At 61.7% G+C, this 12848-nt stretch carries 9 protein-coding genes and 1 pseudogene; 5 read left to right on the top strand and 5 right to left on the bottom strand.

The annotated features are described in order from the left end of the window. Nucleotides 1–94 precede the first annotated feature (94 nt). The 4 genes from V1279_RS27170 to V1279_RS27155 form a co-directional block, all read right to left on the bottom strand. Nucleotides 95–967: a universal stress protein gene (locus V1279_RS27170; RefSeq protein WP_334442232.1), complete on the bottom strand. Its 873-nt coding sequence runs from the start codon at nucleotides 965–967 to the stop codon at nucleotides 95–97. 616 nt (nucleotides 968–1583) lie between these two features. After that, nucleotides 1584–2288: a hypothetical protein gene (locus V1279_RS27165; RefSeq protein ID WP_334442229.1), complete on the bottom strand. Its 705-nt coding sequence runs from the start codon at nucleotides 2286–2288 to the stop codon at nucleotides 1584–1586. Between the two features lie 237 nt (nucleotides 2289–2525). Then, nucleotides 2526–2936: a DUF3551 domain-containing protein gene (locus tag V1279_RS27160; protein WP_334442227.1), complete on the bottom strand. Its 411-nt coding sequence runs from the start codon at nucleotides 2934–2936 to the stop codon at nucleotides 2526–2528. A gap of 131 nt (nucleotides 2937–3067) precedes the next feature. Further along, a complete protein-coding gene (locus tag V1279_RS27155; protein WP_334442225.1) occupies nucleotides 3068–3457 on the bottom strand; it encodes a VOC family protein in 390 nt (129 codons plus the stop codon). A 547-nt stretch (nucleotides 3458–4004) separates the two neighbouring features. On the opposite strand from V1279_RS27155, the gene V1279_RS27150 reads away from it, so the two are divergent. From V1279_RS27150 to fsrB, 4 genes and pseudogenes are all read left to right on the top strand, one after another. Further along, nucleotides 4005–5903: an adenylate/guanylate cyclase domain-containing protein gene (locus tag V1279_RS27150; protein WP_334442223.1), complete on the top strand. Its 1899-nt coding sequence runs from the start codon at nucleotides 4005–4007 to the stop codon at nucleotides 5901–5903. Then, nucleotides 5900–7180, top strand: coding sequence for an urea ABC transporter substrate-binding protein (urtA, locus tag V1279_RS27145; RefSeq protein ID WP_334442220.1), 1281 nt, complete (start codon nucleotides 5900–5902; stop codon nucleotides 7178–7180). The genes V1279_RS27150 and urtA overlap by 4 nt, the downstream gene beginning before the upstream one ends. Before the next feature lie 312 nt (nucleotides 7181–7492). Further along, nucleotides 7493–9736, top strand: a complete 2244-nt coding sequence (locus V1279_RS27140) for a TonB-dependent siderophore receptor (protein WP_442894918.1) — start codon at nucleotides 7493–7495, stop codon at nucleotides 9734–9736. Nucleotides 9737–9797: 61 nt separating this feature from the next. Then, nucleotides 9798–11088: pseudogene (fsrB, locus tag V1279_RS27135) on the top strand (siderophore utilization protein FsrB). 118 nt (nucleotides 11089–11206) lie between these two features. Here fsrB and V1279_RS27130 read toward each other — a convergent pair. Then, nucleotides 11207–11629, bottom strand: a complete 423-nt coding sequence (locus tag V1279_RS27130; RefSeq protein WP_334442217.1) for a hypothetical protein — start codon at nucleotides 11627–11629, stop codon at nucleotides 11207–11209. Between the two features lie 240 nt (nucleotides 11630–11869). Here V1279_RS27130 and V1279_RS27125 point away from each other — a divergent pair, with 240 nt between their 5' ends. Continuing rightward, nucleotides 11870–12712: a GNAT family N-acetyltransferase gene (locus V1279_RS27125; protein WP_334442214.1), complete on the top strand. Its 843-nt coding sequence runs from the start codon at nucleotides 11870–11872 to the stop codon at nucleotides 12710–12712. The last annotated feature ends 136 nt before the right edge of the window (nucleotides 12713–12848 follow it).

Here is a 12848-nt window from a genome sequence, read left to right as displayed (position 1 = left end):
GTTAATCGCACGGCCCCCAACCCGCCGTCGGCGAGCGAGGCCATAGCGTTGGCGTCAGCGGCCAACCCGAGTTGGGATCGCGCTCTGACGAGGGCTAATGTGCCAAAAGAACGGGGCGTACCGAAGCGTTCTTAAGGATGTGGCGCGTGGCCCCGCCCAGAAGCATCTCGCGCAGGCGGCTATGGGAATAGGCGCCCATGACCAGCAGGCTGGCTTCATGCTCTGCCCCCGCCGCGAGCAGCGTATCGCCCACCGAGCGCAATTCCGGTGCAACCACCTGCGCGGTCGCACCGATGCCATGACCGCGCAAATAGGCAAGCACCTCGGCCTGCGAGGCTTGGCGATTGCTGGCGTCCCGATCAACGCTTATGACCTGCACTGATTTGGCGAGTTGCATGAACGGTATGGCAGCCGAGACCGCGTGCCAGCATTCCGGGCTCTCGTCCCAGGCGATCATTACGCTGTTGGTCAGATCACTCTGCGGACGAGCCGGCGCCAACAGCACGGGGCGACGGGTCTGCAGCAGCGACTGCTCGGCAATGGCCATGAGCGATTCCATCACGGTGGCGCTTGCGGCGACCATTAGGTCGAAGGCAGCGGCCCGTTGCGCCGCGATTTCCACATACGATCCCTCGGCTTCGCGCCAGGATGCTGCGAGCGGGCTGCCGGGCTCGTCGCTCGCCGATAGCATCGGGATGCCGACTACCGCGCAGGCCTGCGCGAAAACCTCACGCGCCTCCCGCGCTGTTCGCTCCCGTTCCTCGGCGTGCCGGTTTGCCAATGCGACGGTCGCCGTTCGTCCCATTTCGGTGGCCGTTAGGCCGCCACGCGTGACCGGCGGCGGCTCACTGATGAACAGTGCCTGGATGTGAGCCCCCAACGCCTTCGCGGCAGACAGGGCCGTTTCAATTTGACCGGAGTGACTGGCTGAGCCGGGAAGTGGAACCAGGATTCGCTTGATACTCATGAGAGCCTCCTGCGATGCTGCCGTTTGCGACGACAGACGGCAGATGTGCGTTGAGCCGAAAGCGAAATCTCGCAATACCGCTTAATTCATAACTCCCGGAATCACCCCAAAGTTCCGGAGACCCGCATGTGCCGGTTGCCGACTTTGGTCGTCGATGTCCGGTGGGTCCGCATTGGCGTTGGAATGCCTTTCGATGTCCGGTTAGCGGGCATCTTCCGACATAGTTGAGATCCTTTATTACTCGACCAGCCTCCCCAGCTCGGCGCTGCATTCGCAAACTGTAGTCTATTCGCTTGAGCGTCACCATAATTGGTGTCACCGCAAATCAGATCACAGGATCGCTTCGATTCCCTTGCGCCGGATCACATCGAGCAAGACCAGCGCCGGCCCGGTCGGACGTTTGACCCACGTTCAAGCTGCGAGACGTATCCCACCGTCAGGTTGAGGTAGTGCGCAAAAACCGCCTGGCTCAAATTGCGAATACGGTGATAGTACACCAATCATCCGACCGACATCACCCGCAGAGCGCTTGTTAAGTGCTGCCACCGTAACTCGAAGCCCACCCCTTCAATTCATTGAGGAGGTGGGTATCGCTTCGCTCCACCCATCCTACACGCTACCGCCCCAACGGCATCCGATCGATCGTCGTGGTGCCGGCTGCGGAGAACAGCCTGTCCGTTTGCACGAGTTCGAGAGCTTCCACGCAAAAGCTGTCGAAATTGGTCGTGCGATGGCGCGCGATTTCACGGATGAAGGGAAAGGATACCGGACCCGAAAAGCGGATCAGGTTCGCGAAGGCGAGTCTGCGAAACAGGAGATCGCGAAGCAGGCGCGATTCCGTTGCGCGCTGTCGCGTGTGACTGTCCCGGGTCAGGAGCGACAGCTTGCGTCTGAGGTCCGACAGTGAGCCGTCTTCTGGGAATAGCTGCAGAAAAACTGAATTGGGGGAAACACCGAGGCCTCGTGCCCTCAGGCTGAAGGGGCGGAGCGAGCCGATGCAATGGCGGAGTTGGGCGAGCAATTGCGGGCGATCGACGTCCTTCATGTTGTCGAAATTTCGGATCGTCACGTGAAGGGTATTGGTGGGGTAATAGTGGTGTGAAGAATCGCGACGCTTGAGCTCCGTCAGCATCTCGTCGATCCCGGAGGTGGCTTGTTGAGGAAGCCGGGCCACCAAGGTTAGATGCACGGCCGCGGCCGGGCCCGATGGTGGCAGGACATGTTGCTGACGTCGAACCGCAGACAGGCTCAGCGTCGCCATGCCAATCGTCCAAAGCGCGCCGAACCGTAGTGTGTCACGCGCGAAGGCGTTGGGATTCACGATGTGCTCTCCGGCCCACCTTTAGCAGTAGCCGATGGGCTTCGTCTTTGCCGGAGATTCGGTCCGTAGTCAGTAGGGTGGATCAGCCAAAGGCGTAGTCCACCATTTTGCCGTCGGACGGCGGATTACGCTATCGCTAATCCGCCCTACGGTCTCCCTTCTGTTCTTCAGCGTCACGATCGCAACCCCGCGCGCAAATCCGCACGGGCCTTGTCGCTCGGCCGCCGCGACGATCCTTTATGGTCTGGTGGTTGTTTCGTTTCCGCGCGGACGCGCGCTCTTCTTGGGGCGAGGGGAGTTTGGATATTGGGCGAAGGCATCGCGGTTGTCCTTCAGGAACGGGTCGCGGAAGCAGTCGCCGCCAATGCCCGCCGATGCCGCCTTGCATTGCTCCATCGTGTTAAATCCGCAGCCGGTCATGTGGCCGGTGACATCCTGCCGGCAAAACTCGCCCGCGTTCGCCTGATTTCCGGTCATCGCGCCAAGCGCAGCAAAGGCGACCATTGCCGCGACAGGCATGCCAACTTTCAAGAATGCTTTCATCATCGTCTCTTCATGCTGTTGGTCTGGTAGCCCCGGACCTCCAGCTATGTCACCAGACACGGAGGTGCGACCACGTTCAAGCGGTCTTGAAGGCATGACGGTCATGTGAAGCTTTGCTCGCAATGACAAAGCGCCGTAGCCCGGATGAAGCGAGTGCAATCCGGGATAAGTCCGCTGATTGTCCCCGGAATTCGCTTCGCTCCATCCGGGCTACGAAGAGGCGTGTCTCGCCGGCTTCACGGATTCCATCCGCCGCTGCCATACGGTCGGGTGATGACTTCAAGGAGGTGACCGTTGAGATCCTCGAAATAGACCCCGCGTCCGCCGTCGTGGTGATTGATCTCGCCCGGTTGCTTCCGCGCCGGATCGGCCCAGTAGGCGAGCTTGCGTTCGCGAACCCGGCCGAAAATCTCGTCGAATTCGGGTTCGCTGACCAGAAAGGCGTAGTGCTGCGGCGCGATTTCGTCGGTGTTCATGTAATCGAGATAGGCCCCGTTCTCGGTGATGACCATCTCGAATGGCCCCCAGTGCTTCGGGGCTGGAAGGTTCAACATCTCGGTCAGGAATTTCGCCGAGGCCTTGCTGTCGCGTGCCGACAGGATCGTGTGGTTGAAATGGACCGCCATGCCGCTTCTCCCTGGATAAGCGTTCTTGCCCAACGGCTCCAACGCTTAACCAGCGCACCTTCGGTTGAGTTCCATTTTTTTGGAAATGCGCACAAATCGCTTTTGGCTGCCGGGCAGTCGCGCAGGATGGGTAGAGCCAACGGGTCGCGCGAACGCGCGCCCGATGACAGGCTCCGCGAAACCCATTAATCGCGTGCGCGGAGGAGGTGATGGGTATCGCTTCCGCCTTCGCTCGCGGAGCTACGGCGGACAAGTCGCTCCACCCATCCTGCAGGCTTGAGGCGTCAGCGCTCAGTTTCTGGCTGTAGCGCCATTTGTTGACAGGCGGAAGGGTAAACAGGCCCTTAACGGCTGTTCGGCGGCGGATGTTGCCGGTTAGAACCGCTTGATTGGCCACGACGAGAAGCGCACGCTCGCGCTGGTTGCCAAATGCGGTTTCGCTTGTTGCCTTGTTCACCGAGACCTATCCGATCCCGATTGCAGCGGCGAAAATCGCGCGGAGGTCAAGCGCCATATAGCTATCCCCTCGCTTACGAGGTTGAACACGATGTTTACGTTTCGTGCATCGATCACTCTCGCGGTGATGACATTTGTCGTCGCGCTCGCTGCGCTGTTGATTGCCATTCAGGTTCAGTCATTGCACTGGGCCACGCGGGAGGCGGCGTCGGCCTATATGGACGCAGCCAGCACCAAGGCACTGGGTCGGCTGCAGGGCGAACTGAACGCGATTGCATCGCTGGTGAATGTGCTGGCGACCGGCTCGAGCGTGGCCGATTCGGATGAGAGGTCGGAGACAGACCGCGCGATTCCGCTGTTCAAGGCCGCGTTGCGGGAACTGCCGCAGATGGACAGCATCTATGCCGGCTTCGAGAACGGTGCATGGCTGCAGGTGCGGCGGATCAGCGACCTTACCGAAGATCAGCGCGGCCGGTTACGTGCACCGCCGCATTCCGAGCTGGTGATCAGCCTGGTTCGTCCGACCCCCGGTGGCGACCTGCCGATGCGGCGGGTTTTTTGGGATCGACAGGGCAACGAGATCGATGAAATCGATCTGTGGAAATACGGATACGACGCCCGCAAGCGCTCATGGTATTGGCAAACAATGAGAGCGGACCGTCCGTATGTCTCGGCGCCCTATCTCTCCTTCAGCCTTGCCGCCCCGGTGATCACGGTCAGCACACCCTTGCGGGGAAAGGTGCCCGGCGTGCTCGCTGCCGATCTCAAGCTCGATACCTTCAGCGATTTCGTCCAGGCCCAGCGGCCTGGACAGAATGGCACCGTCATGATCTTCGACGAGGCGGGATCGCTGATCGCCCATCGCGATTTTGCGGAGTTCGTCGCGGCTGCGATGACGCATCCTTCCCAATCGCAATTGCCCAGCATCGACGAGGTCAATTCCGGCGTCGCGGCCTCGGCCCTGCGAAGGTCACACAATCTCGACAAGAACGAAGGGATCGTCCGTGATGACGACGGACAGGATTACCTGTTCAGGTTGACGAAGTTTGCCCTCGGCGAAGGCTATAGCGGCAGCATACTCCTGCTGGCAGCCCAGGATGACTTTGTCCAGAACGTTCGGGATCTCCAGTTCAAGGGACTCGTCCTTGCGATCATCGTTGGCGCTGCCTTTATTCCGGCTGTCTGGATATTCGGCAGCAGGATGGCGCAAGCGCTGAAACGAATTACGGAGCAGGCAAGCCAGCTTCAGAGGCTCGCGGAGCCCAGCCTCGCGCCGGTTACCTCGCATATCCGGGAGATTCACGAACTCGGAACCACGGTCAATCTCGCCCAGCGCGCCATCTGGTCGTTCGCGCACTTCGTGCCCAAGGAGATTGTCCGCGGGGTAATCGACAACTCCATCTCTACCAGGCTCGGCGGCGTCAAACAGGAGATTACGCTGGTATTCACGGACGTTCGGGGATTCACGACGATCGCGGAGGCCGCCGACCCCGACATGCTGATGCTGCAGACGTCGCGATATTTCTCGGCGCTAACGGAAGCGTTCCTCGCCGAAGGCGGAACGGTCGACAAGTTTATCGGCGACGCGGTCATGGTGTTCTGGAACGCTCCCAATCCGCAGGCGGACCATGTCGCGCGCGCTTGCCGGGCGGCTCTTGCAGCCAGAGCGGCCGGTGAGAGGCTCAACGCCGAATTCGAGGCCGAAGGCCTGACGCCCTTCTTCACGCGGTTCGGCATTCATGTCGGGGAAGCCGTCGTCGGCAATGTCGGATCGACCGAGCGCATGAACTATACGGCTCTCGGCAACACCGTGAACCTCGCCGCCCGCCTCGAAGGGCTGAACAAGCAGACCGGCACCGCCGTCCTCGTCAGCGAGGACGTGTATTTGCGCGTTCGCGATCAATTCGAGTTCAATGCCCTGGATGCGGTTGTTGCCAAGGGCATGACAAAGGAAACCCGCATCCTTGAACTCGTCGGAGTATCGGCATGAACCTGGCTTGGACCTTGCGCAGGCTCCTCCCGGCGCTGCTCGTTCTCCATGTATCGGCGGCTCACGCCGCCGAGGACACCATCAAGGTCGGCATTCTGCACTCCCAGTCGGGCACCATGGCCATCAGCGAGTCCGTGCTCAAGGACACGGTTCTGATGCTGATCGCGGACCAGAACAGGAAGGGCGGGTTGCTCGGCAGGAAACTCGAACCGGTCATCGTCGACCCGGCGTCGGATTGGGGCGCCTTTACGGACAAGGCATACGAACTGCTCGCAAAGGAAAAGGTCGCGGTCGTATTCGGGTGCTGGACCTCCAGCTCCCGAAAGGCCGTTGTTCCTGTCTTCGAGCGGTTCAACGGTCTGCTCTTCTATCCCGTTCAATACGAAGGCGAGGAAAGCTCGCGCAATGTCTTCTACACCGGCGCTGCGCCAAACCAGCAGGCCATTCCGGCCGTTCGCTATCTGATGAGCAAGGAAGGTGGCGAGATTCGCCGCTGGGTTTTGCTTGGAACCGATTATGTCTATCCGCGGACCACCAACCGGATCCTGAGCGCCTATCTCGCCAACGAAGGCGTGGCCGCCGAGAATATCACGACGATCTACACGCCATTCGGGCATTCCGACTGGCGCGAGATCGTTGCAAGGATCAAGGCTTTCGGTTCGGAAGGAAAACGAACCGCAGTGATCTCAACTATCAACGGAGACGCGAACACGCATTTCTACAGGGAATTCAAGGCCCAACAGGTGAACGCCAACACCCTTCCCGTGATGGCACTCTCGGTCGGCGAACGCGAAATGCGCGACATTGGCGTGAGCGGTCTGGCCGGCCAGCTCGCGGCATGGAATTATTTCCAATCCGTCAGCTCGTCGGAGAACGATACGTTCGTGAAAATGTGGGCGGACTTCAACGGGCAACGGGACAAGACGACAAATGACCCGATGGAAGCCACTTTTATCGGCTTCAGGATGTGGGCCCAGGCCGTGACCCAGGCCGGCACGACCGATGTAAACGCGGTCCGGCAAGCCATGTACGGTCAGAGAGTAAAGGCGCCGAGTGGTTTCGAGGTGGTGATGAACACCAACCATCATCTTTCCAAGCCGGCCATGATCGGCAGGCTCAATTCCGCGGGGACCTTTGATGTGGTCTGGCGATCGATCAACCCGATCAAGGCCTCGGTCTGGAGCAGATATATTCCCGAGAGCGCAAGACTTACTGCCGACTGGACGTTCCCCTGGGTTTGCGGTGGATGCGCCGAGCCGACATTCAAGGAATGGTAGTGCGCTCGGGATAGGCGGGCGCGCATTGGCGCGACCGCGGCAGCGCGTATTTGCATTGATGGTCCGCAGATCGCAGCCGCCATCGATAAACTGGAACTTCGATCTGCGAAAAACGAATCACGCGCATTCAGTGCGTGAGCAGGAACCGAGCAATCTGGAGGAATTCTAGCAACCACCCATCGAACTCCGAAGAAGCCTGCGTTAGAGCGAAGCATCAAAAAATCATACCGGCCAAGCCGGCAGGCCTCGGGGTACCGTGTGACATCTACAGCGTTCCATTCGCTTTCCGCCACCCACCTTCAACTGATGCGAATGATCTGCCTCGGGGCAGTCAGCGGATTTACCCTCTGCCTGCCGACTGGCGTCGCGCTGGCGCAGTCATCGCTCCCTGCGGTCACCGTGGATGCGCCGCAGGAGCGCGCGCGTCCGTCGGCAGCCCGACCATCGCGCCGTGCTGCAACCACGCGCGCCGTGCGTACCAATCGTGCGGCCCGCGCGCCGCAAGCAGCGCCCGCTGCGGCAGCATCGGGCGCCGGCGCCGGCGAGCGCGCCAATGGTCCGGTGCGTGGCTTCGTCGCGACCCGCACCGGCACCGCGACCAAGACCGACACGCCGATTATCGAAACCCCGCAGTCGATTTCCGTCGTCACCACCGACCAGGTCAAAAACCAGGGTGCGGAATCTGTCGGCGCCGCGCTGCGCTATACCGCTGGTGTCAGCGGCGACGTCAATGGCGGCTCCGACACGCGCTTCGGGGGCTTGCAGATCCGCGGGTTCGACATGACCATGCCGGGCCTCTATCTCGATGGCCTCCGGCTGCCCAGCAGCCAATACGTGCACTTCCTCGGCCTCGAGCCCTACGGCGCCGAGCGTCTCGAAGTGCTGAAAGGGCCGTCCTCGGTGATGTACGGCGGCAGCGGCACCGGCGGCATTCTCAACTACGTCAGCAAGCTGCCCACGGCCTACCAGTTCGGCGAGATGTCGGTGTCAGGCGGCAGCTTCAATCGCTACCAGGGCCAGTTCGACGTTGGCGGCCCCGCCAACAAGGAAGGCACCGTGTTGTGGCGCTTGACCGGCGTCGTCCGCGACGGCGAAACCCAGGTCGATTTCACCAAGGACAACCGCGTCTTCGTCGCGCCGGCGGTGACGTTCAAGCCGAACGACGACACCACCATCACGCTGCTGGCCAACTATCAAAAGGAGACAACCGGCTGGGGCCTCCAGTTCCTGCCGGCATCGGGCACCGCGTTTGCCAATAACGGCCGCTTCATCCGGAATACTTTTTTCGGTGGTGAGCCGAATTTCAACCAGTTCGACACCGAACAGGCATCAGTCGGCTACCTGCTTTCGCACGATATCAACGAGGCCCTCACTTTCAGGCAGAACCTGCGCTATTCGTGGATGCACAACGAACAGCGCAGCTTCTACGGCACCGGCTACGCCTCGCCGGCCGACGAGGCCGCAGGCCTGATGTCGCGCTATGGCGCAGGCGGTGCATCGACTATCAACTCCTTCGCCGTCGATAACCAGCTGCAGGGCAAGTTCGTCACCGGCATCCTCAGCCACACCACGTTGTTCGGCATCGACTACCGCAACACCTCGTTCCGGGACGCCGCTTCAGGGTACAGCACCGGCAAGATCAACGTGTTTGCGCCTGTCTATACCAACACATGGACCAATGACGGGCCGTACGACGACAAGGGCGTCAAGCAGTCGCAGATGGGACTCTACGCGCAGGACCAGATCAAGCTCGGCCGGCTCTCGTTCCTGCTGGGCGGCCGGCAGGATTTCGCGACGACCGACCTCGACAATCACCTCAACAGGACTTCCGCCACGACGGACGCTTCGGCATTCACCGGCCGCGCGGCCGTGATGTACAATTTCGACAACGGGATCGCGCCGTATTTCAGCTACGCCGAATCGTTCCTGCCGGTGCTCAACGTCAACGCCGCGGGCGAACTGCTGAAGCCGGAAACCGGCGTCCAGTATGAAGTCGGCGTGAAGTACCAGCCGGTCGGGATCAATGCGCTGATCACACTGGCGGCCTTCGACCTGACGCGGTCCAATGTCGTCACCTTCGGGGCGCCCCCGGCATACATTCCCGAGCAGACCGGGCAGGTGAAATCGCGCGGCGTCGAACTCGAAGGCACCGCGACGCTGGTGGAAGGTTTCAACATCCGTGGCGCGTACTCCTACATCGACGCCGTGGTCACGCAGGATCCCGTGAATGTCGGCAAGGCACCGACCACGGTGCCGCTCAACCGGTTCGCGCTGTGGACCGACTACACGCTGCAGGGCGGCCCGCTCGCCGGCGTGCAGGTAGGTGGCGGCATTCGCTATGTCGGCTCGACCTTCGGCGATGACGCCAACACCTTCAAGGTGCCGGCCTCGACGGCGGTCGATGCACTGCTCGCCTACACCAAGGACAACTACCGCCTGGCGCTGAACGTTACCAACATCGCCGACACCCGCTATGTCGCGGCCTGCTACGGCTACACCAGTTGCTTCTATGCCGAAGGCCGCAAGGCGATCGCGAAGCTGACCTATCGATGGTGAACGGGCCGCGACACACTGCGACGACTTTGATAACTGAGGCAACCCCAACGGGGCGAAGGCCATGAGATCGATCTTCGGGCGACTGCATCGCTGGGCCGGACTTCTCACCGCCGGCTTTCTGCTTTTTTCCGGCATCACCGGCGCGATCATCTCGTGGGATCACGAGCTCGACGACCTCTTGAACAAGCATCTGTTCGATGTGACCAGCAGCGGCCCCGCGATTCCATCTGTCGACCTCGTCAAGCTGATCGAGCAGCGCGATCCGCGCGCCCGCGTCATCCACATGTTCATGACGCCGGAACAAGGCCACTCGCTGTGGTTCTTCGTGCTGCCGCGGATCGACCCGGCCACCGGCAAGCGGTTCAACCTCGACTACACATCAGATATTCCTCGATCCCAACACCGGCGCGGAACTCGGGCGGCGCTACTGGGGGGCGGTTTGGCCGGTGACGCGTGAGAACTTCGTCTCGTTCCTCTACAAGCTGCACTACACCATGCATATTCCGGAGTTCTGGGGCAGTGATCGCTGGGGCATGCGCATACTTGGCGTCATCGCCATCATCTGGACCATCGATTGCTTCGTCGGTTTCTATCTGACGCTGCCGTCCCGTCGCCGCGCCAAAGCAGAGCGCGCGCCTGCCGTTGAGCGCGAACTCGGCCGCGGCTTGTGGGCGCGCTGGGCGCCGGCCTGGAAGATCAAGACCTCGGGCAGCACCTATCGAATCAACTTCGATATCCACCGGGCCTTCAGCCTGTGGACCTGGGCGCTGCTGTTCGTGATCGCCTTTACGGCGTTCTCGCTCAACCTGTATTTCGAGGTGTTCTCGCCCCTGATGAAGACGGTGTCGGACTACACCCCGACGCCGTATGAGCAGCGTCCTTATCGGCATCTCGACGATCCGATCGAGCCGAAGGTCACGTTTGCGGATATCGCCGCGCGTGCGGCGGCCGACGGCAAGAGCCGCGGATGGACCACGCCGGTCGGCTCGATCAATTACGGCCCGGCCCACGGCGTATATGCCGCGGCCTTCTTCCACCCCGGCGACGATCATGGTGCCGGCGGCGTCGGCCCGGCGCAGCTGTATTACGACAGCGAGGACGGCCGCCCGATCGGCGCGAGACTGCCGTGGGTCGGCACACCAGCCGATATCTTCGTGCAGGCGCAATTCCCGCTGCATTCCGGCCGCATCGTCGGCCTGCCCGGCCGCATCCTGATTTCGATCATGGGGCTGGTGGTCGCGGTGCTGTCGGTGACAGGCGTCGTGATCTGGTGGCGCAAGCGCCGTGCTCGTGTCCGGAGGCGCGAGACTGCTGCCACACGTTCGACCGGACAGCTCGCGCCCGCGGAATAGCTCTGTCGAGCGCGTTCCGCGGCCGCGTAGGATGGGTAGAGCGAAAGCGAAACCCATCAATCAGCGTGCGCAGAGAGTGATGGGTATCGCTGCGCTCCACCCATCCTACCTACGTGCTTTACTCGCAGTAAGCCCACCTGCCATAGCCGTCGTCGCATCGCGCCCGCGCACGGTAGGGCACTGGCAGAGGCGGCCTCGGCGCATATTCCGGCGCATAGTCGTATTCCTGCGCGTAGTAGCGCTCGCGAGCGTAGTGACGCTCGCGGTCGACATAGACCGGCTGGGCGGCGTAGGCCGGTCCGTACTCGCCATAGACAGATGCCGGTGCACGGTATGGATAGCCCGGCGTCCCATAAGAGGGCTGCCGATATCCGTAACCGGGTTCCGCGTAAGGTCGATGGGCCGGTCCCGGACGCACATAGACATCAGCGGAAGGCGCGTAGATTCCGCCCGGCGCCACGTAGACGGATGACAGGTCGCTGGCCGCGCCAGCCGCGGAGTACAGCACAACAAAGGCCAGCGTGAGCGATGATCGGTACATGTGTGAAGCCTCCAACAACGCAGAGCCGCGCCAGCCAACATGATTAATTTTCGCTAAACAATTCGCAGGGCGCAATGATATTCTTCGCGAAGAAGTGTGCCATTTCTGGACTGCGCACATCTGCGCATCTGCATCACGAGCAGAGGACGCGCAAGACGTAGTGCAATCTTCGGGGAACAAATCGTCGTTTCGCTTTTCGTCATGACGACTGAAGACACACATGCGCGAGGATCGCCGTCCATGAACGCCTTCACCATCCGAACTATGCGGCCCGACGAAATCTCGCTCGCCATGGAGTGGGCTGCAGCCGAAGGCTGGAATCCGGGTCTCGCCGACGCCGCCTGTTTTGCCTGTGTCGATCCCGAAGGCTTCTTCATCGCAGAGCTCGATGGCGCGCCGGCCGCGACCGTGTCCTGTGTCAACTACGGCGCGCGCTTTGCCTTTCTCGGCTTCTACATCGTACGAGCGGATTTGCGCGGGCAGGGTTATGGGCTGCGCATATGGAATGCGGCCATCTCCCATGCCGGTCCACGCGTGATCGGGCTCGATGGCGTGACAGCGCAGCAGGACAATTACAGAAAGTCCGGGTTTGCGCTCGCTTACGCCAATGTCCGCTACGGCGGCACGGTTGCGGCGCCCGCCGCGCCGCAGGCCGGCGTCATTGCCTTGTCCGATGTCCCGTTCGCGGCTGTCGAGGCGGATGACGCCATCGTGTTTCCGGCGCCGCGGCCGGCGTTCCTGCGGTCCTGGATCGGCGCGGCCGGACATGCCGGTTGTGCGATCGTGCGCGATGGCCGGCTTGCCGGCTGGGGCGTGATCCGTCCGTGCCGGAAGGGTTTTAAGGTCGGCCCGCTGGTGGCCGACGACCGCGCCATCGCCGAAACGGTGCTGTCCGCTTTGCTCGCCAGGGTGGGCGGCGGGGAGATTTTTCTGGACGTGCCTGGCATCAACGGCGAGGCGATCGCGCTGGCGCAGGACTTTGGGCTCGCGCCGGTGTTCGAGACCGCCCGCATGTATACCGGCGCGATTCCGCCGCTGCGGCTGGAGCGGGTGTTCGGCGTCACCAGCTTTGAGCTGGGGTAGATGTGCAGGATGGGTGGACTGAAACCACAACAAATGTTGGATCCCGTCGCAATAAACCATCCGGTTCCAGGGAACGGGAGGCACACTCGCTCGTTAATGCCAATGGATCGTCTCTGTCTGCATATCATCTGTGCGA

The sequence above is a fragment of the Bradyrhizobium sp. AZCC 1610 genome, from assembly GCF_036924515.1.
Taxonomy (GTDB): Bacteria; Pseudomonadota; Alphaproteobacteria; order Rhizobiales; family Xanthobacteraceae; genus Bradyrhizobium.
This window is presented reverse-complemented; position numbering and strand designations above follow the sequence as displayed.

Bases quoted from the DNA above. Each gene is read 5' to 3' on its own strand.
- V1279_RS27170 (WP_334442232.1), bottom strand. From the start codon at position 967: ATGAGTATCAAGCGAATCCTGGTTCCACTTCCCGGCTCAGCCAGTCAC.
- V1279_RS27160 (WP_334442227.1), bottom strand. From the start codon at position 2,936: ATGACCGTCATGCCTTCAAGACCGCTTGAACGTGGTCGCACCTCCGTG.
- V1279_RS27155 (WP_334442225.1), bottom strand. From the start codon at position 3,457: ATGGCGGTCCATTTCAACCACACGATCCTGTCGGCACGCGACAGCAAG.
- V1279_RS27150 (WP_334442223.1), top strand. From the start codon at position 4,005: ATGTTTACGTTTCGTGCATCGATCACTCTCGCGGTGATGACATTTGTC.
- urtA (WP_334442220.1), top strand. From the start codon at position 5,900: ATGAACCTGGCTTGGACCTTGCGCAGGCTCCTCCCGGCGCTGCTCGTT.
- V1279_RS27140 (WP_442894918.1), top strand. From the start codon at position 7,493: ATGATCTGCCTCGGGGCAGTCAGCGGATTTACCCTCTGCCTGCCGACT.
- V1279_RS27130 (WP_334442217.1), bottom strand. From the start codon at position 11,629: ATGTACCGATCATCGCTCACGCTGGCCTTTGTTGTGCTGTACTCCGCG.
- V1279_RS27125 (WP_334442214.1), top strand. From the start codon at position 11,870: ATGAACGCCTTCACCATCCGAACTATGCGGCCCGACGAAATCTCGCTC.